Source organism: Rhodobacter lacus, assembly GCF_042683065.1.
Taxonomy (GTDB): Bacteria; Pseudomonadota; Alphaproteobacteria; order Rhodobacterales; family Rhodobacteraceae; genus Rhodobacter; species Rhodobacter lacus.
Window position 1 is genome coordinate 41312 of the sequence record NZ_JBHUIX010000014.1, and the last position, 18746, is coordinate 60057.

General features: G+C 65.8%; 20 protein-coding genes. 6 read left to right on the forward strand and 14 right to left on the reverse strand.

Features of this window, described 5'->3' with window-relative positions; translation table 11 throughout:
• Positions 1–2 precede the first annotated feature (2 nt).
• From ACFSM0_RS15830 to mbfA, 3 genes are read right to left on the reverse strand one after another with little or no spacing between them, the layout of a single operon-like run.
• Positions 3–620 (reverse strand): HAD family hydrolase, encoded by a 618-nt coding sequence (locus tag ACFSM0_RS15830; RefSeq protein WP_377392640.1) that lies wholly within the window; start codon positions 618–620, stop codon positions 3–5.
• Positions 617–1534 carry an AEC family transporter gene (locus tag ACFSM0_RS15835; RefSeq protein WP_377392642.1) on the reverse strand — a complete coding sequence of 306 codons (918 nt, stop codon included), beginning with the start codon at positions 1532–1534 and terminating at the stop codon, positions 617–619. The genes ACFSM0_RS15830 and ACFSM0_RS15835 overlap by 4 nt, the downstream gene beginning before the upstream one ends.
• Before the next feature lie 39 nt (positions 1535–1573).
• Entirely contained in the window at positions 1574–2551 is a 978-nt protein-coding gene (gene mbfA / locus ACFSM0_RS15840; RefSeq protein WP_377392645.1) for an iron exporter MbfA, read from the reverse strand.
• Positions 2552–2706: 155 nt separating this feature from the next.
• Between mbfA and ACFSM0_RS15845 the strand changes: the two genes are divergently transcribed.
• From ACFSM0_RS15845 to pncB, 3 genes are all read left to right on the forward strand, one after another.
• Positions 2707–2865 carry a hypothetical protein gene (locus ACFSM0_RS15845; RefSeq protein WP_377392648.1) on the forward strand — a complete coding sequence of 53 codons (159 nt, stop codon included), beginning with the start codon at positions 2707–2709 and terminating at the stop codon, positions 2863–2865.
• Between the two features lie 103 nt (positions 2866–2968).
• A complete protein-coding gene (pncA, locus tag ACFSM0_RS15850) occupies positions 2969–3577 on the forward strand; it encodes a bifunctional nicotinamidase/pyrazinamidase (RefSeq protein WP_377392651.1) in 609 nt (202 codons plus the stop codon).
• 1 nt (position 3578) lies between these two features.
• Positions 3579–4871 (forward strand): nicotinate phosphoribosyltransferase, encoded by a 1293-nt coding sequence (pncB, locus tag ACFSM0_RS15855; RefSeq protein ID WP_377392654.1) that lies wholly within the window; start codon positions 3579–3581, stop codon positions 4869–4871.
• 35 nt (positions 4872–4906) lie between these two features.
• Here pncB and ACFSM0_RS15860 read toward each other — a convergent pair whose 3' ends face one another.
• The 6 genes from ACFSM0_RS15860 to ACFSM0_RS15885 form a co-directional block, all read right to left on the reverse strand.
• Positions 4907–6379 carry an inorganic phosphate transporter gene (locus tag ACFSM0_RS15860; protein WP_377392657.1) on the reverse strand — a complete coding sequence of 491 codons (1473 nt, stop codon included), beginning with the start codon at positions 6377–6379 and terminating at the stop codon, positions 4907–4909.
• Positions 6380–6480: 101 nt separating this feature from the next.
• Entirely contained in the window at positions 6481–6927 is a 447-nt protein-coding gene (locus tag ACFSM0_RS15865) for an NUDIX hydrolase (RefSeq protein WP_377392660.1), read from the reverse strand.
• Entirely contained in the window at positions 6924–7898 is a 975-nt protein-coding gene (locus ACFSM0_RS15870; protein WP_377392662.1) for a phosphotransferase enzyme family protein, read from the reverse strand. The genes ACFSM0_RS15865 and ACFSM0_RS15870 overlap by 4 nt, the downstream gene beginning before the upstream one ends.
• On the reverse strand, positions 7895–9157 hold the full coding sequence (locus tag ACFSM0_RS15875; RefSeq protein ID WP_377392665.1) for an aspartate aminotransferase family protein: 1263 nt from the start codon (positions 9155–9157) through the stop codon (positions 7895–7897). The genes ACFSM0_RS15870 and ACFSM0_RS15875 overlap by 4 nt, the downstream gene beginning before the upstream one ends.
• Entirely contained in the window at positions 9150–9572 is a 423-nt protein-coding gene (arfB, locus tag ACFSM0_RS15880) for an alternative ribosome rescue aminoacyl-tRNA hydrolase ArfB (RefSeq protein WP_377392667.1), read from the reverse strand. The genes ACFSM0_RS15875 and arfB overlap by 8 nt, the downstream gene beginning before the upstream one ends.
• Before the next feature lie 66 nt (positions 9573–9638).
• Positions 9639–11651 (reverse strand): oxidoreductase, encoded by a 2013-nt coding sequence (locus ACFSM0_RS15885; RefSeq protein WP_377392670.1) that lies wholly within the window; start codon positions 11649–11651, stop codon positions 9639–9641.
• Between the two features lie 210 nt (positions 11652–11861).
• Between ACFSM0_RS15885 and ACFSM0_RS15890 the strand changes: the two genes are divergently transcribed.
• Positions 11862–12767 (forward strand): LysR family transcriptional regulator, encoded by a 906-nt coding sequence (locus ACFSM0_RS15890; protein WP_377392672.1) that lies wholly within the window; start codon positions 11862–11864, stop codon positions 12765–12767.
• A gap of 67 nt (positions 12768–12834) precedes the next feature.
• Here the strand turns inward: ACFSM0_RS15890 and ACFSM0_RS15895 are convergent, their stop codons facing one another.
• From ACFSM0_RS15895 to ACFSM0_RS15905, 3 genes are read right to left on the reverse strand one after another with little or no spacing between them, the layout of a single operon-like run.
• Entirely contained in the window at positions 12835–13776 is a 942-nt protein-coding gene (locus tag ACFSM0_RS15895; protein WP_377392674.1) for an OmpA family protein, read from the reverse strand.
• Positions 13773–14483 (reverse strand): GNAT family N-acetyltransferase, encoded by a 711-nt coding sequence (locus tag ACFSM0_RS15900; RefSeq protein ID WP_377392676.1) that lies wholly within the window; start codon positions 14481–14483, stop codon positions 13773–13775. Before ACFSM0_RS15900 ends, ACFSM0_RS15895 begins: the two co-directional genes overlap by 4 nt.
• A complete protein-coding gene (locus ACFSM0_RS15905) occupies positions 14480–15208 on the reverse strand; it encodes a competence/damage-inducible protein A (protein ID WP_377392678.1) in 729 nt (242 codons plus the stop codon). Before ACFSM0_RS15905 ends, ACFSM0_RS15900 begins: the two co-directional genes overlap by 4 nt.
• A gap of 111 nt (positions 15209–15319) precedes the next feature.
• Here ACFSM0_RS15905 and map point away from each other — a divergent pair, with 111 nt between their 5' ends.
• Both map and ACFSM0_RS15915 read left to right on the forward strand, forming a co-directional pair.
• Positions 15320–16129 (forward strand): type I methionyl aminopeptidase, encoded by an 810-nt coding sequence (gene map / locus ACFSM0_RS15910; RefSeq protein WP_377392681.1) that lies wholly within the window; start codon positions 15320–15322, stop codon positions 16127–16129.
• Between the two features lie 75 nt (positions 16130–16204).
• Complete coding sequence (locus ACFSM0_RS15915; RefSeq protein WP_377392683.1) at positions 16205–16627, forward strand: DUF2214 family protein; 423 nt, start codon at positions 16205–16207, stop codon at positions 16625–16627.
• Here ACFSM0_RS15915 and ACFSM0_RS15920 read toward each other — a convergent pair.
• Both ACFSM0_RS15920 and ACFSM0_RS15925 read right to left on the reverse strand, forming a co-directional pair.
• Entirely contained in the window at positions 16624–17844 is a 1221-nt protein-coding gene (locus ACFSM0_RS15920) for a phenylacetate--CoA ligase family protein (protein WP_377392685.1), read from the reverse strand. The two genes, ACFSM0_RS15915 and ACFSM0_RS15920, sit on opposite strands and share 4 nt — an antisense overlap.
• 78 nt (positions 17845–17922) lie before the next feature.
• On the reverse strand, positions 17923–18744 hold the full coding sequence (locus tag ACFSM0_RS15925; protein ID WP_097070746.1) for an ABC transporter ATP-binding protein: 822 nt from the start codon (positions 18742–18744) through the stop codon (positions 17923–17925).
• Positions 18745–18746: the final 2 nt, after the last annotated feature.

Sequence of the window (18746 nt, forward strand, 5' to 3'; positions counted from 1 at the left end):
CCTCAGGCTGCCTCTTTGGCGCTGAGCAACCCCTCGGCCACCAGACGCTCCGCCCAGCCCTCAGGCTGGGTGAAAAGATGGGTTTTCCAGCCGCGTGCGGATGCCGCCGCGATGTTTTCGGGCCGGTCATCGGCAAACAGCAGATCAGCGCCCGACAGCCCGCTTTCCTCCTCAAGCAGCGCATAAAAGCGCGGGTCGGGTTTCATCATGCGCCGATGCGCCGAGACAAAGAGCCGGTCGAAGGTGGTGAGGTAGGGATAGGCCTTGCAAGCGATCTCGAAGGTTTCGGCACCGAAGTTCGAGAGCGCAAAAACCGGCACGCCACGGGCTTTCAGCGCGCCAAGGAGCCGCGCGGAATGGGGGATGCCGGGCGAGGCCATGGTGAGCCATTCATCATGCCAGAGCATGATCTCTGCCGCCCAGTGCGGGCAGGCCGCGGCCTGTGCCGCGATCCGCGCATGAAACGGCGCACCAAGGTCAACCTCTTCATTCGCGGCCTCGATCCCGCTTTCGGCAAAAAAGGCGCGGGCGCGTTCTGCCCCGAGCCGGGCCTCATAAAACGTGTCCGGGTTCCATTCGATCAGCACCTTGCCGATGTCGAAGACGACTGCCTTGGTCATGTATGCACCCATGCGATGACGGCGGGAATGGTGAGGATGCTCGCGGCGGTCGAGAACAGGATCGCCGACGACACCCGTTGTGGGGCCACGCCAAAATGCGCGGCGAGAATATAGACATTGCCCGCGACGGGGAGTGCCGCGGCTGCGATCATCACGCCTGCCGCGAAGGGCTCGACCGGGAAGATAAAGAGCGCGGCCACCGCCACCGCGGCGGGATGCAAAAAGAGCTTGGCGCCCGAAAGCCAGAGCGCGGGGCCAACCTTTTCCGCACTGCGGCCCGCAAGCGAGGCGCCAATGGCAAACAGAGCGCCCGGCGTGGCGGCCCCGCCAAGGATCTTCATGAATTCGTCGAGCGGGCCGGGCATCGGGAGATGGAGCAGCGCCCAGGCGAGACCGGCCAGCATCGAAACGATCATCGGGTTTTTTGCGAGCCCGAGCGCAAGCGGGGCCAGCGCCACCCGGCCATGGCGGGCATAGGTGACAAGAAGCGTGATCAGCGTGGAAAACACGATCATGTCGGCGGCAAGCACCATCAGCACCGGCCCCGCCGCTTTGGGCCCCAAAAGCACCACAAGCATCGGCACGCCGAGAAAGCCGGTGTTGCCGGTCATCGCGGTATGGGCCTCCATCGCCGCCTCGGCCAAGGGGCGCGCGCGCGCCTTGGCACCGGCAAAGCCGATGACCCACACAAAGATTGAGCCGGCGAGATAGGCGGCGAAGAAGGCGGGGTCGAACAGCTCTTCAAGCGGCAGCGTCGCGGTGAAGCGAAACAGCATCGCCGAGAGCGCGAAGTAAAAGACGAACTTCGTCAGCCAGGCGGTGGCTTCGGGCGGAAAGAACAGCGCCCGCCCGGCCCCCCAGCCAAGCGCGATCAGCCCGAAGAAGGGCAGCGTCTTGAGAAAGATCTCCCACATGCCTCAGCGCTAGCACGGGCTGCGCCGCCGCGCCAGCACTCAGCCCGCGCCGATCAACGCGCCCGCGGCAAAGACCAGCGCGCCGCCGATCACCACCTGAGTCACCGCGCGCAGAATCGGCGTTTCCATATATTTGTTCTGGATCCAGGCAATCGCCCAAAGCTCGACGAAAACGATGATCATGGCGATCACCGTTGCGGTCCAGAAATCCGGGATCAGATAGGGGAGCGCGTGGCCGAGCCCGCCCACCGCTGTCATGATGCCCGAGGCGAGGCCGCGCTTGAGCGGGCTGCCGCGGCCGGAGATCACACCATCATCATGCGCGGCCTCGGTGAAGCCCATCGAGATGCCCGCACCGGTGGCGGCGGCAAGGCCGACAAGCAGCGTGGTGTGGGTGTTCTGCGTTGCAAAGGCGGTGGCAAAGATCGGCGCCAGCGTGGAGACCGAGCCATCCATCAGCCCGGCAAGCCCCGGCTGCACCCATGTCAGCACGAATTGCCGATGCGCGGCCTGATCCTCCTCGGAGCGCGTCTCGCCGTCGAGATGCTCTGCCATCAGCTCCTCGGCGCGGGTCTCGTGGCCGCGTTCGGCCGCGGCCAGATCGCCCAGAAGCTTGCGCGTTGTGGCATCTTCGGTGCGTTGTGCGGCGAAAGTGTAGAACCGCCCCGCGGCGCGTTCCATCTCTTCGGCCTCGCCCCGGATCGTTTCGAGCGAGAGGTTGGTGGCGAGCCAGACCGGCTTGCGATTGAAAAAGCCCGAGACATGCTCCCGGCGGATGAGCGGAATCACCTCGCCAAAGCGTGCGCGGTGCCGCTCGATCAAAAGCCGACGATGGCCGTCTTCCTCTTCCGCCATCCCGTCGAAGACCGCCGCCGTTCCCGGATATTCGGCGCGCAGCCGCTCTGCGTAGCTCCGATAGATGCGCGCGTCATCCTCTTCGGAGGAGATGGCGAGGGCGAGAATCTCCTGTTCGGAGAGGTCTTTGAAGCGACGGCGAGAAGCTATTCCGGGGAGCATGGGGCGTCCGTGTTTAGAATGGTTCTAAAATATTGACATGGCCCGAACATACAATCGAAATATGTGAACCAGCCAGTTCATTTTGCTCTTGTAAAATGAACCGATAAGTTTATATGAGGTCATGTGAACCAAATGGTTCAGAAAAGGAGAATGACATGAAACGCCTCATTTCCGGTCTTGTTCTGGCGACCGTGACCGCTACCGCTGCGGCGGCGGGGGGCTGGAGCTTCGATATTCCGCGGCTTGACTTCCCGACCACGGCGACGGTCTCGAGCCAGGGCTGCAGCCATTTGACGCAGACCTGCAAGCTCTGAGGGCAGCCGCGCCACGGCGTGCCGCTGCGGTGTCACAGGCGATTGACCCCGCCGGGCCAGCGCCCTACCCATTGAGTCGGAATGAAAGACTCCGGGGGAGCGCATGGCCGAGCCGCAAGACGCCTTGATCGTCATCGATATCCAGAACGACTTCTGCCCCGGCGGTGCGCTTGCCGTGGCCGGGGGAGACGAGATCCTGCCGCAGGTGAATGCGCTGATGGCGCAGTTTCCGGTCAGCGTGCTGACGCAGGACTGGCACCCGGAAAACCACTCCTCCTTCGCCGCCAATCATCCCGGCGCGGCGCCCTTCTCTCAGGTGCCGATGCCCTACGGGATGCAGACGCTTTGGCCCAGCCATTGCGTGCAGGGCTCTGAGGGGGCGGATTTCCATCCCGGGCTGGATGTCGAACGGGCAGAGCTGATCCTGCGCAAGGGGTTCCGCCCCGGCATAGACAGCTATTCCGCGTTTTTCGAAAATGACCGCAGCACCGCCACCGGGCTCGCGGGCTATCTGCGCGAGCGCGGCATCACCCGGCTGACCTTTGTCGGCCTTGCGCTCGATTTTTGCGTTGGCTGGTCGGCGCTGGATGCGGCGCGGCTCGGCTTTGAGGTGCGGGTGATCGAAAGCGCCTGCCGCGCCATCGACCTTGACGGCTCGCTGGAGGCGGCGCGCGCGGCGATGCGGGCTGCGGGCGTGGAGCTGAGCGCCTGACATGGTCGATATTGCCACCCGAGTCTACAATCACCGCTGGCGGATCGACCCGATCGTGCGCTCGCTGCTTGATACCGACTTTTACAAGCTCTTGATGTGCCAGTCGGTGTTTCGCAATGCGCGCGACACGCAGGTGACGTTTTCGCTGATCAACCGCACCAAAACGATCCCGCTGGCCGATCTGATCGACGAGGGGGAGCTGCGCGCGCAGCTTGATTACGCGCGCGGGCTGCGGCTCACCCGCGGCGAAAGCACCTGGCTCAGGGGCAACACCTTTTACGGCAAGCGGCAGATGTTCCGCTCTGATTTCATGGAATGGTTCGAGACCTTCCAGCTTCCGCCCTATCACCTCGAAAAGCGCGACGGGCAATATGAACTGACCTTCGAGGGCGCCTGGCCCGAGGTGATGATGTGGGAGATCCCGGCGCTCGCGATCTTGATGGAGCTGCGCTCGCGCGCGGTTCTGGGCGCGATGAAGCGGTTCGAGCTGCAGGTGCTTTACGCCCGCGCAATGACCCGCGTCTGGGAAAAGATCGAACGGCTGCGCAAGATCGAGGGGCTGAAGATCGCCGATTTCGGCACCCGGCGGCGGCACGGTTTTCTGTGGCAGGACTGGTGCGTGCAGGCGATGGTCGAGGGGCTCGGCGAGGCCTTCACCGGCACCTCGAACTGCCTGATCGCGATGCGGCGCGACCTTGAGGCGGTGGGCACCAATGCCCATGAGATGCCGATGGTCTTTGCCGCGCTTGCCGAAACCGAGCACGAATTGCGGCAGGCGCCCTACAAGGTGCTTGAGGCCTGGCATGAAGAACATGAGGGCAACCTGCGCATCATCCTGCCCGATACCTATGGCACGAACGGCTTTCTGGCCCATGCGCCCGACTGGCTCGCCGCCTGGACCGGGGTGCGGATCGATTCCGGCAACCCGTTCGAGGGCGCGCAAAGGGCGATCGACTGGTGGCGGGCGCGCGGCGAAGATCCGCGCAAAAAGCTGATCATCTTCTCCGACGGGCTCGACGTGGCGCAGATCGAGGATCTGCATGCCCATTTCCGCGGCCAGGTGAAGGTGAGCTTTGGGTGGGGCACGCTGCTCACCAACGATTTCCGCAATCTGGTGGCCGAAGATGCGCTCGCGCCCTTCAGCCTCGTGTGCAAGGCCGTCGCGGCGAACGGACGGCCAACGGTGAAGCTCTCCGACAATCCCGAAAAGGCAACCGGCCCGGCCGAAGAGATCGCGCGCTATCGCCGCGTGTTCGAAGTGGGCGCGCAGGCGGCGATGCCGGTGGTGGTCTGAGGGCTTTCGCCCTCAGGCATCATCTTAGCCTTCGCTCAGCCTTCAAGCGTGTTGAGCACCCAGAAGAGCCCCGCTGAAAGCGCCGCCGACGCCGGCACGGTGATCACCCAGGCGGCGATGACCGTGGTGATATGCGCACGGCGCACCAAGAGCCGGCGCGAGCGCTCTTCGGGGGCGACGGGCTTGCCCTTTTGCAGCCCGAGCATCCGTGCGCGCCGCTCTGCATGCCATTCGCGGTAAAAGCCAACGCCAAAGACACCGCCCACCGCGATATGGGTGGAGGAGACCGGCAGCCCGAGCCACGAGGCGACGATCACTGTGATCGCGGCGGAAAGCGCCACGCAATAGGCGCGCATGGCATTGAGCTTGGTAATCTCAGAGCCCACCAGCCGGATCAGCCGCGGCCCGAACAGCATCAGCCCGACCGAGATGCCGAGCGCGCCGACCACCATCACCCAAAGCGGTACGGTGACCTGATCGGCGAGTTCCCCCGCCTCGACGGCATGCACGATGGCCGCGAGCGGGCCGACCGCATTGGCGACATCATTCGCGCCATGCGCAAAGGAGAGGAGCGCGGCAGAAACGACAAGCGGCAGGGTGAAGAGCTTCTTGAGCGATTTCTTGCGGTTTTCCATGCCGCGCGACTGGCGGCGCACCAGCGGCACGGCGAGCGCCCAGGCGGCGAGGCCGAGCAGGATGCCAAGCAGGATCGACGCCCCCATCGAAAGATCGATGACCTTTTTCAGCCCCTTGATCGCAAGGTAGGTCGCAAAGGCGCCGGTCATCAGGCCGATGAAGCCCGGCACCCAGCGCTGCGCGGCGGCGATCTTGTCTTCGACATAGATCACCTTGGCCTTGATCAGCGCGAGGAAGGCGGCGGCGATGATGCCGCCCATCAGCGGCGAGATCACCCAGCTTGTGACAATCGCGCCAATCGCGCCCCAGTTCACCGCACTGAAGCCCGCCGCCATGATGCCCGCGCCGACGACACCGCCAACGATGGAATGGGTGGTGGAGACCGGCGCGCCCATCCAGGTGGCAAGGTGCAGCCAGAGCGCGGAGGCGAGCAGGGCCGACATCATCGCCCAGACGAAATGCGCCGCATCGGGCACGGCATCGGGAGCCAGAATGCCGGTCGAGACGGTCTTGACCACGTCGCCGCCGGCGAGCAGCGCGCCTGCCGTCTCGAATACCGCGGCAATCGCCAGAGCCCCGCCGAGGGTGAGCGCATTCGCCCCCACCGCGGGCCCCATGTTGTTGGCGACATCGTTCGCGCCGATGTTGAGCGCCATATAGGCGCCAATCGCGGCCGCCGCGACAACGATCAGCGCGCCCGGTTGCGCACCCATCAGCACGGCCGCGCCGAGCCCGGCAAGCACGATGAAAGCGAGCGAAAGGCCCGGCGCCACCAGCGGGCGCGCCACAAACCCGGCCGCTTCTTCGATCAGGCCGAAGCGCTTGAGGTCTTTGTCGAGGGTTTTCCACTGGTTGACGGGCGGTGTGGCCACGGCTGTTCCCCTGAACCATCCCGGCTGTCATAAAACAGGTGGGATTCTGTTACATACGGGCCGGGGGACTAGCCTGTTTGCGCCCACAGTTCAACGGCGGTTCACGAAAGCGTGCGCAAAAGAAGTTTCAGATCCTTTTCCTGCACGCGTTTGGCCGCGGTTTTCGGGCTGACCCAAACCCGTTTGCGGCGCCCGGCCTCGGGGAACTTGTCTTCCATCGTCTCGACATCGACAAGAAAACACAAAACCTCGCAGCGCTGGTCGAGCCCGGTCTTGCGGTGTTTGGTGTAAACGTAATTGCCCACCGCTTCCGCATGCACGGTGCCGGTGATGCCCGCCTCTTCCCAAGCCTCGCGCAGGGCGGCTTCGGCCAGGGTCTTGCCCCGCATCGGCCAGCCTTTCGGAACGATCCAGCGCCCGGTGTCGAGCGAGGTCACCAAAAGCACCTCCAGCTCGTCTTCGATCTTTCGGCGGCACAGCGCCGCGACCTGCAAGGCATCGGGGCGTTTGCCCATCAGCGTACCGAGAAAATGAGGCATGTCCATCATTGCAGATCCTTCCAAGGGGCTGCATCCTCCAGCACCATCCGCGCAAGCGCAACCGCGCGTTCTGCATAGCCGCGTTGCCGCGCGTGATCTTGTGGCGCGCGGCTGACCACCCAGCCCGCCGAGGCAAAACCGCGCAATGCGAGGAACAGGGGCAAAAGGGCAAGCTGGTCGTCGGGCAGTGCGCGGGCGGCGCGGTAGCCGCGCACGAGGCGGCGGGCCTGTTCGGGCAGGTTCGGGTCGCCCCAGCTCTGAATGAGCACCGAGGCGAGTTCGTAAAGCCGGAACCCGGGGCCGCAATCGTCGAAATCGAGAAGCCGCAGCCGGTCGTTTTCGACCATCACGTTCGAGCGCAGCACATCGGCGTGGATCGGCCCGTAATCGGTGGCTTGCGGCACCAGAAAGGCGGCCTTTTCGCGTGCCTGCTGCAAGAGCAGGGACTCTTCGGGCGCAAGCGTCGGGTTTTCCCAGAACGGGCCGAGCCGCGGCGCGGGGCCCAAGAGCGCCTCGCCATCCCAGGGCGCGCGCGCAAACGGGGCGGGGCAGGCGCCCGCATCGGCGGCATTATGCAACTGCGCGAGCAAGGTGCCCAGGTCCTCGGCGCGCTCCAAGACTGCAGAGCCCGCAAGCGGCGCGCCCGCCTCGCCCATCGGGCGGCCCGAGATCCAGCGCAGGCAAGAGACGGTGAGCCCGCCCACCTGCGCGATCCAGGCGCCCGAGGCGGCGGGGAGCGGCTCGACGACGGACACGCCCGCATCGGCGAGGCGGGCGCAAAAGGCCAGTTCGCAGGCGATGGCGGCGGGGCTTTGATAGCCGGGGCGGTGAAGCCGCAGCGCGAGCTTTGCGCCCGAGCCGTGCAGCGTGGCGAACACGATGTTTTCGGAGCGCCAGACCAGCTGCAGGGGGGCGCCCTGGCAGAGCCAGGCGCGCTGGGCGCGCGTGGCGAGTTCATAGGCGCGGGCGTCGTCCATCATGCGGGCATCTCCCGCAGGATCTGGTCGAGCGTTTCCGCCAGCATCGCGGCATTTTCGCGCGAGAACGGCATTGGCGGGCGCATCTTGAGAATGTGCTGCGCGCGCCCGACCCGGCCCAGAAGGATGCCCCGCGCCTTGGCGGCCTCGACCACGCGGCCGCAAAAGGCGCCGTCGGGCACACCTTCGCGGGCAAATTCGATGGCGAAGAAAAAGCCAAGGCCGCGGATGTCGGCAATCAGCGGGTGGCGGAGGGCGCTCAGCAGATCGAGCGCATAGGCGCCCACGTCGCGGGCGTTCTCCACCAGCCCTTCCTCTTCGATCACATCGAGCACGGCGCTTGCCGCGGCGCAGGAGACGGGGTTGCCCGCGAATGTGTTGAAATAGCCAAAGGCATTGCGGAAGGCGGCCATGATGTCGGGCCGGGCGATCACGGCGGCGACCGGATGGCCATTGCCCATGGGCTTGCCAAGCGTGACGACATCGGGGGCAAAGCCGAGCCGCTCATGCCCCCACCAATGGCTGCCAAGGCGGCCAAAGCCGGGCTGCACCTCGTCGCAAAGCACAAGCCCGCCCGCGCGGTGCACCACCGCGACGGTGGCATCGAGAAAGCCCGGATCGAGCCCCGGCATTCCCTCATTGGCAAAGATCGGGCAGAGCATCAGCCCGGCAAAGCCGTGACCGGCCTCTTCCAGCTCTTCGATCGCGCGCGCCACATTGGCGGCAAAAGCGGCAGCCTGCGCCTTTTGCGCACCGCCCAGGGGCGCGAGGCTGTCGGGCGCGGGCACGCGGCGCACATGGGGCGGATAGCCGCCGATCGGCGGGCGGCGGGTGGAAAGCTGCGCCACCGCCGTTGTGTTGCCGTGATAGGTGTTGTCGGTGGCGATCAAGCCCGTTTTCCCCGTCACCGCCTGCGCCATGCGAAGCGCCACATCATTCGCTTCGGAGCCCGTGCAGGTCATCAGCATCTGGCTGAGGCCATGGGCGAATTTTGCCACCAGCCGCTCGCCATAGTCGAGAATGCCTTCATGCAGGTAGCGGCTGTGGGTGTTGAGGCGCGCGGATTGCTGCGCGATGGCCGCGACCACGCGCGGGTGACAATGCCCCAGATGTGCGACGTTGTTGTAACAATCGAGGTAGCGCCGCCCCTCGGCATCATAAAGCCAGACGCCCTCGCCGCGGACGATCTGCACGGGATCGTCGTAAAAGGTGGGCACATTCGGCCCCAGAAGTGCCGCGCGCCGTGCCATAAGCTCACTCATCTTCACCCACCTTGCCCCGCAGGCTTTTCACCTCACCGCGCACCGATTTTGCGGCGAGGCGGCGGCGCTGGCTGCCCAGCGTCGGCTTTGTGGCGATGCGGCGCTTTGGGGCCACCAGCGCCGCGCGGATCATCTCGGCCAGCCGCTCGCGGGCAAGCTCGCGGTTGCGGGTCTGGGACCGGGTCTCTTCGGCGCGGATCACGATCGCGCCGTCGAGCGTCCATTTGCGCCCCGCGATGCGTTTGAGCCGCGCTTTCACTGCTGGCGTAAGATGCGGGCTGCGCTCGGCCTCAAAACGCAGCTCCACCGCGGTCGAGACCTTGTTCACATTCTGCCCGCCCGGCCCCTGCGCGCGGGTGAAGCTCTCGGAGAGCTCCCAATCGGCAATCGCCACTCTGTCGTCGATCCACAGCATGGCCAGAGCCTAGCCTTCCGCACGGAAAACGAAAGGGGGTCTGGCACAAAACCTGCTGAGCGGCCCTCAGAGCGCGGCGGCGAGGCGCGTGCCCTGATCAATGGCGCGCTTGGCATCAAGCTCGCCCGCGACATCGGCGCCGCCGATCACATGGGCCGCGATGCCCTGCGCCTTCAGTGCTTCGGCCAGGCTGCGCTGGCTCTCCTGTCCGGCGCAGAGCACGACCGTATCCGCCTCGATCAGGGTGGGGGACTCGCGCCCGGGGCCAAAGGTGATGTGCAGACCCTCGGGCGTGATGCGCTCGTAATTCACCCCGCCGATCATCTTTACGCCCTTGGCGGCGAGTGCGGCACGGTGAATCCAGCCCGTCGTCTTGCCAAGCTTGCGGCCCGGTTTTTCGGGTTTGCGCTGCAAAAGCGTGACCGCGCGGGCCGGCGGGCTCGGGTCAGGCTTCTCCAGCCCGCCCGGCGTTTGCGCCGGATCGCCCACGCCCCATTCGCGCCTCCAGTCCTCGGGGTGAAGGGTCGGGCTTTCCTCGACAGTGAGGAATTCGGCGACATCAAAGCCAATGCCGCCCGCGCCCACCACCGCCACCCGTGGCCCCGCCGTGGTGCGCCCGGAGAGGAGATCGGCATAGCTCACCGCAAGCTCTTCGCCGGGGATGCCGGGGCTGCGGGGGGTGACGCCGGTGGCAATCACCACCTCGTCAAACTCGCCAAGCGATCTCACCGTTGCCTCGGTGTTGAGCCGCAGGCTGACGCCGGATTGCTCGAGCATGGTCGCGAACCAATTGGTCAGGCCGACGAATTCTTCCTTGCCCGGGATGGTGCGCGCAAGGCAGAGCTGGCCGCCAATTTCTGCCCCTTTCTCGAAAAGCTTCACCGCATGGCCGCGCTGGGCGGCCGTGATGGCACAGGCAAGCCCCGCAGGGCCCGCGCCCACAACCGCGATGCGCTTGGGGTCTGTAACCGGTGCGAGCACCAGCTCCGTCTCATGGCCCGCGCGCGGGTTGACGAGGCAGGACGAAATCTTGCCTGAAAAGGTGTGGTCAAGGCAGGCTTGATTGCAGCCGATGCAGGGGGCGATTTCTGCCGCGCGCCCGCTGGCCGCCTTGGCGACAAAATCCGGGTCGGCAAGAAAGGGGCGGGCAAGGCTCACCATATCGGCCTGACCGGCTTCGAGGATGGTCTCGGCCACCTCGGGGGTGTTGATCCGGTTTGAGGTGATCACCGGGATCGTCACCTCGGGGCGCAGCCGCGCGGTGAGCCAGGCAAAGGCCGCGCGTGGCACCGAGGTGGCAATGGTGGGCACCCGCGCCTCATGCCAGCCGATGCCGGTGTTGAGCATCGAGGCCCCCGCCGCCTCGATCGCCTTGGCGAGCAGCACCACCTCGTCCCAGGTCGAGCCCTCGGGGACGAGGTCGATGAGCGAAATGCGAAAGATGACGATGAAATCATCCCCCACCGCGGCGCGCACGCGTTTCATCACCTCCACGGGCAGGCGCATGCGGTTCTCATAGCTGCCGCCCCAGGCGTCGGTCCGGCGGTTCACATGGCGCACGAGAAACTGGTTGAGGAAATAGCCCTCCGAGCCCATCACCTCGACGCCATCATAGCCCGCCTCACGCGCGCGCGCCGCTGCCGTGGCAATGTCGGCGATCTGCTTTTCGATCCCGGCGTCATCAAGTTCTTTCGGCGCAAAGGGGGAAATGGGCGATTTCACGGCCGAGGCGGAAACGCATTCCGGCCCGTAGGCATAGCGCCCGGCATGCAGGATCTGCATCGCGATCCGCCCGCCCGCCTCCTGCACGCGGGAGGTGACAAGGCGATGATTCTCAATGTCTTTCGGCGTGAAGAGACCGGCGGCGCCGGGAAACACGCCGCCCTCCCGGTTGGGGGCCATGCCCCCCGTCACCATCAGGCCCACGCCGCCGCGCGCCCGCTCGGCGTAAAATTCCGCCACCCGGTTCCAGTCGCCCGTTTCCTCAAGGTTGGTATGCATCGAGCCCATCAGAACACGGTTGGGCAGCGTCACATGCCCCAGATCGAGCGGCGACAGCAGATGCGGATACTGGCTCATGAATTCCTCCCTCGGCTGGCCCCAACCTGCCTTGCGCGTCCGGCGCTGTCACGCTCAACGCCGCGTCATATCGGAACGCCGCGCAACAATCGTTTCCGGCTCTTAACGCCTCGGTGGGATTTCCCCGGTATTGTCCCTGCAGCGTCCAATTTGCGCCCGAATTCGCGGCCAAACCTTGTGGGAACGCGAAACACTGCCGAAGGGTAAAAGATGGACCGCCTGACCGAGATGGAAGCTTTTGCCACCGTGGTGGATCAGGGCGGCTTTACCGATGCCGCGAAAAAGATGGGCATTTCCAAATCGGCTGTCTCCAAGCATGTCTCCGCGCTGGAGGCCCGACTTGGGGCGCGGCTGCTCAACCGCACCACGCGCCGCGTCTCGCCCACCGAGATCGGGCTGGCTTACTATGACCGTGCGCGCCGCGTGCTCAATGACGCGGGCGAGGCGGATGCGCTTGTCACCTCAATGCAGGTCGCGCCCTCGGGGCTCTTGCGCATTTCGGTTGCGACCGATTTCGGGGTGAACCTGCTTTCGCCGGTTCTGGGCGACTTTTTGCAGGCCTACCCCGATATCACCGTGAACATGGTGCTCAACAACCGTTATGTGGAGCTGATTTCCGAAGGCTTTGACATGGCGATCCGGGTGGGCGAGCTGGAAGACAGCACCCTGCGCGCGCGCAAGCTGACCGATACGGCGAAACGGATGATCGCCTCGCCCAAATATTTTGAGCGCTACGGGCGGCCCGCGAAGATTGATGACCTCAATGAGCACAAGCTTCTGCATTACTCGAATCAGTCAAACGGCAATGTCTGGAAGATCACCGCGCCTTCGGGCGAGCGGCGGCAGGTGCGCTCGGCGGGCTGGCTCACGGTGAATGATGGCCAGTCGCTTCTGCATGCCGCGATTGCCGGGCTCGGCATCGCCTATCTGCCCTCGTTCCTCTATGCCGAGGCGATGGAGAAAGGGCTGGTCGAGGAAGCGATGCCGGAGTTGCCGATGGAAACGCTCGGCATCTATGCCGTTTATCCGCCGGGCCGCTTCACGCAGCCCAAAGTGCGCGCCTTCATCGACTTTCTGGCGCAGACCTTTGCCGACAAGGGCCCAGACAACTGGTGAGCCCGGCGATTGAACAGGGCCTGTCGGGCCCGAAGTTTCCCTCTGGCGGCGCCCTCCGTCTGCGCCGTCACCTTGGGGTCGGAGCCAGTAACACGGCTTCGACCCTTCTGTTTTTCTCGCGCCCCTCGGGTGTAAGGTTGCTCGCCCGCGGGGCCATCCAGCCGGCGCCCTCGGCGCTGATTTGCGCGGGGGCAACGCCGTGGCGGCTGATCAGGCGCTCGCGCACCGCCGCGGCGCGCGCTTTCGAGAGCGCGATATTGGCCGCCAGCGCCCCGTCGTTGTCGGTATGGCCGACAAGCGCCACCTGCGCCTCGGGATGGGTGGCGAGGTAATCGGCAAGCCCCGCCAGCGAGGCGTAGCTCCCTTCGCCGAGCGCCGAGGCGCCACTCTCGAACACCAGATCGTCGAGCGCCACGGCCCCGCTGGCTTCAAGCCGCGCGCCGATGCCGGTGGCGCCGGGCGCCGGGGCGGGTTGCGGGGCGGCTAGGCCCGGTTCCGCCGGCGGCGGCGTGACCTGTTGCACCGCCACCCGTGTCAGATGCACGAAGCCCGACTCGGAAGAGCGCGACACGGTGAGGGCGAGCCATATGTCCCCGCGCCGGGCGGTGAGATAGCGGAAATCGCCCAGATCGACATGCATTTCCGGCTCGGGCAGCAGGTCGAGCGCATAGCGAAAGTCAAAGCCGCCGCAGGCATCGGTCTCGCATTCAAAAACCACGGCGAAGCCTGCCTCCTCGATCTGCGCGCGCAAGGCCGCAAAGATCTGCAGGCTGGTATCTTGATTGGCGCGCAGCCGCCACGCGGTGTCAGAGCGGTTGCCCTCCAGATGCTGGCTTGGCGCGGCGCCATTCTTCCATGGCCCGATGCGGATCTCGTAAGAACTGGCCGGGGCGCCGCGCTCGGCCGAGACGGTGGCACCCGGTGGCGGCTCAAAGCTGAAAGGGGCGGCCAGAGCGGGCAGGGCAAGGCCGATGAGCCCCGCAGCCAGAAGCGCGCGCGCCGCCCTCATGCGCAAGCCTTTCGGCGGTAATGGTAGGCGCTCACCGCGTCGAGCCCGAGGCTGCGATAAAGCGCATTGGCGGGCGCATTGGCGCGGGTGACGACGAGCGCAAGCTCTTCCGCCCCGGCCTCGATCGCCCAACGCGCGGCCTCGGCCATGATCGCGCGGCCAAGCCCGGTGCGGCGATAGGCCGGCAGAACCGTGAGCGCATGCAGCATCGCCGTGCCTTCATGGAGCGCAAGGAAGGCGGCCCCGGCGGCGCGGTCGCTCGTGCGGCCGAGGATCGCGATCTTCGGCCCCGTCACCCGCTCCAGTATGGCCTGACGCTCTGCCCCGATGCCGGTTTCGGCCCAGACCTCGCGCACGATGGCCAGCGGCGGCCAATGCGCGAAAGCGGTGACGGGGGGCACATTGGTGGAGAGCCGCTGCAGCGGCGCGGCATAGATCACCACCGGGTCGAACATCTCGTAACCGCGGGCGTCGAGCGCGGCGTCGAGCATCCGGTCTTCCGGTCGGACCATGAATTTTGGCATTTGCCCAAGGGCGTGGTGCGCGGCTTCGGCGGCAGCGATATTGGCCGCCTCGAACGGGCCGGCCAAGCTTGCGCAGCTCACCCGCGCGCCGCCGCCCAAACCCTCGCGCACCACAAAGCCCCCGGCGCGGTGCTGCGCCGCTGCGGGCCATGTGGCATCAATCACCGCGAAGAAATCGGTCATTGCCCCTCCGGGAAGGCGGCTTGCAGCGCGGCATAAGCGGCTTCCAGCGCCGCCGGATCGGTGGACCGCGCCACCAGATTGGTGCCGTAATTGCCGTCTGTCACGAAGGGATAAGAGCCGAGGGAGACCGCGGGATGCGCCTTTGCGAGCGCGCGCAGATCATCGGCAATCGCGGCTTCGGCGAGCATCAGCTGCCAGGTGCGGCTGAGGAGCGGCGCGCCCCCCGCCAGCCGCGGCAAAAGCCCCGCCACCATCGCCTGAAAGATGTTCGGCACGCCGGCCATGACATGACAGGTGCCGATCGAAAAACCGGGCGCGCCGGAGACCGGATTGTCGATCAGCGCCGCGCCCTCAGGAATGCGCGCCATCCTGAGCCGCGCCTCGGTAAATTCGACCCCGCGGGCGGCATAATGCGCCGCAAGCAGGGCACGCGCATCCTCGCGCACGGAGATGCTCTGCCCGAAAGCTGCGGCCACGGCATCCGCGGTGATGTCGTCATGCGTGGGCCCGATCCCGCCCGAGGTGAACAGATGGTCATGCTCCGCCGAAAGCGCGCGCACCGCGGCGACGATGGTGGCGTGATCATCCGAAATCACCCGGATCTGGCGCAGGTCAATCCCGACCTTGACCAGTTCGCCCGCCAGATGATGGGCGTTGCCCTCCCGGGTGCGCCCGGTCAGGATCTCGTCGCCGATGATCAGGATTGCTGCTGTGGGATTGGGCATTCGGGCCTCCTTGGCCCCGGTATAAGCCCCTGCGACCCTGCGGAAAAGCCCGGCTCTGGCCAAGCGGCGCAATTGTGACTATCTAGGGGCGGTTCGTGCAGGAGATGTAAAGTGACAGACGCAGCGGGACGCGTGACGAAGGATGGTATCCGGATCTATGACGTGGCGGAATACGAGGGCATGCAGGCGGCGGGCCATCTGGCCGCGCGCATCCTTGACGAGGTGGCGCCACTGATCGAGCCCGGAGTGACCACCGCCGCGCTCGACGATTTTGTGCGCAACCGGGTGGAAGAACTGGGGGCGACCTCGGCGACAATCGGTTACCGGGGCTACAAGCACGCCTCGTGCATTTCGGTGAACCACGTGGTGTGCCACGGCATTCCGGGCCCGAAAGTGCTGAAAGACGGCGACATTCTCAACATCGACGTGACGGTGATTTTGGATGGCTGGTTTGGTGACACCTCGCGGATGTATGTGGCGGGGAACCTGTCACGCAAGGCCGAGCGGCTCATTCAGGTCACGCATGATGCGCTGATGATCGGCATCGAGCAGGTGAAACCGGGCAATACCTTCGGGGACATCGGCCATGCGATTCAGGCCTATGTCGAGGCGCAGCGCATGAGCGTGGTGCGCGATTTCTGCGGCCACGGTGTGGGCCGGGTGTTCCACGCCCCGCCGAACGTGCTGCACTATGGCCGCAAGGGTGCGGGCGCGGTGTTGGAAGAAGGGATGATCTTCACCATCGAGCCGATGGTGAACCTTGGCCGGCCCGAAACCAAGGTGCTGGCCGATGACTGGACCGCAGTCACCCGCGACAAGTCGCTTTCCGCGCAGTTTGAACATGCGGTGGGGGTGACGGCGGATGGCTGCGAGATCTTCACGTTGAGCCCGGCAAACCGGTTTCACCCGACCTGGGGCTGAGCCGCGGCACTGACCGCTTGCTTTTTGCCAAGCTTGCCCCGAAACTGAACGCATCTGTTTAGATTCGGGGTGAGCATGATCTTGTTGATCGTGAAGGTGCTGCATCTGCTCGGCGCCGCGGGATGTTTGGGCGCGAGCGCGGCCAAAAACCTGATCCTCCGGCGTGACACCTTGCGGGGCGCGCCGCTTTTGTGGCTTGTGCGGCTCGACAAAGTTTCCGGTGTGTCGGCGGTGCTCGTCGCCGCCACCGGCATCGCCATGGCGCGCGGCCTTGCCAAACCCGCAGCACTCTACCTGCACGACCCGCTGTTCTGGCTCAAGCTTGCGCTTTTCATCGCCGCTTCCGCAGCCGTGATCCGCACAAAGTCTGCCCTGCGCCGGGCACGGGCGGCGGGAGAAATGGCCCCGTCCCAACGGGTCCGCCGGGCGCTCGCCTTCGATTTCGGCGCGCTTTTGATCTTGCTCGCACTCGGTCGGGGCATCGCGCTCGGCCTCTAGTCGTATTTGCGCAGATCCTCGATCACTTTGCCGTCATTGGGGAGGGCGCCCGGGGCGACCAGTTCGATCTTGCCCTTGAGCTTGAGCGCCTCGACCACGCCCGCGGCATAGCGCTCTGGCGTGCAGGCGTCGGTTTCGATCTGCACCGTCATCGCATCCATCTCGCCCTCGCGGGTGGCGATGACGCGGGCGCGTTTCACCTCGGGGTGGGCCGCGACAAAGGCCGCGACCTGCTCGGGGCGCACGAACATGCCCTTGATCTTCGTGGTCTGATCGGCACGGCCCATCCAGCCCTTGATGCGGGTGTTGGTGCGCCCGCAGGGCGAGGCGCCGGGCAGCACGGCGCTCAGATCGCCGGTGGCAAAGCGAATGAGCGGGTAATCGGGGTTGAGCGTGGTCACCACCACTTCGCCCACCTCGCCCGCGGCCACCGGATCGCCCGTGCCGGGGCGGACGATCTCGACGATCACGCCCTCGTCGACGATCATCCCCTCCATCGCCGGGCTTTCATAGGCGATATTGCCGAGGTCTGCGGTGGCATAGCATTGCAGGCAGGCGATGCCGCGCGCGGCATATTCGGCGCGCAGGCTCGGGAAGAGCGCGCCGCCGCCCACCGCCGCGCGGGTGATCGCGAGCCGCTCGCCCATCTCTTCGGCCTTGTCGAGGATCACCTTGAGGTAATCGGGGGTGCCAGCATAGACGGTGGTGCCCACATCCACCGCGGCGCGCACCTGCAGTTCGGTCTGACCGGTGCCCGCGGGCAGCACCGCCGCGCCCACGGCGCGCGCGCCGCTCTCGAAGATCATCCCCGCCGGTGTCAGGTGATAGCCAAAGCAGTTCTGCACGATATCGCCGGGGCGCACCCCCGCCGCATGCAAAAACCGCCCCATCCGCCACCAGTCGGCCGAGGTGTCGCCGGGCTCATAAATCGGCCCGGGGCTCTGGAAGATATGGGCGAAGGCATGGGCCGGTTTGGGTGTCATCCCGCCGAAGGGCGCGGCAGATTTCTGCGCCGCACCGAGATCCGATTTTCGCAGCACCGGCAATTTTGCCAGCGCGTCACGGCTGGTGATCTCTGCCGCCGCAACCGCGCCCAGATGCGCCGCCAGACCCGGCGCGGTGCGCGCGCGCGCAATCGCCTGCGGCAGCGCCACCGCAAGGGCTGCGGCGCGGGCATCGGCTGAGCGGGTCTCCAGGTCGTCGTAGTAGCGGCTCATGGCAGGCTCTCCCTTGCCTTGGCGGGACTTTCTGCGCTGCAGAATGCTGCGCAGCAATTAAACAAAAACAGGTATTTGTCAGGCAAGCCAGCGCTTGCGGCGGCGGTAGGAGCGAACATCGCGGAAGCTCTTGCGGCCATCATCCGACATGCCGAGGTAGAACTCTTTCACATCCGGGTTCTCGCGCAGTTGCGCGGCCGGGCCATCCATCACCACCCGACCGCTTTCGAGAATGTAGCCGTAATGCGCGTAGCGCAGCGCCACGTTGGTGTTTTGCTCGGCCAAAAGGAAGGTCACGCCCTCGCCCTCGTTCACCGCCTTCACGATCTCGAAGATCTGCTCCACAAGCTGCGGCGCCAGCCCCATCGAGGGCTCGTCAAGCAAGATCGTCTCCGGGCGGGACATCAGCGCGCGCCCCATCGCCACCATCTGCTGCTCGCCGCCCGATGTGTAGCCCGCCTGCGATTTGCGGCGCTCTTTCAGGCGGGGAAAGTAGCTGTAGACCATCTCGAGGTCTTTCATCACCTCGGCGCGGCCATCCTTGCGGGTGTAGGCGCCGGTGAGCAGGTTCTCCTCCACCGTCAGGTGCTCAAAGCAATGCCGCCCCTCCATCACCTGAATGACCCCCTTGCGCACGAGATCAGCGGGGGAGCCATCCTGCACCCGCTCGCCGCGGTAAAGGATCGTGCCCTTCGTCACCTCGCCGCGCTCGGAGCGCAACAGGTTCGAGATTGCTTTCAACGTTGTCGTCTTGCCCGCGCCATTGCCGCCCAGAAGCGCGGTGATGCCGCCCTTGGGCACCGACAGGCTGACGCCCTTGAGCACAAGGATCACGTGGTTGTAGATCACCTCGATGTTGTTCACTTCGAGCAGCGTATCGGTCTTGGCGGCGTCAAGCATGG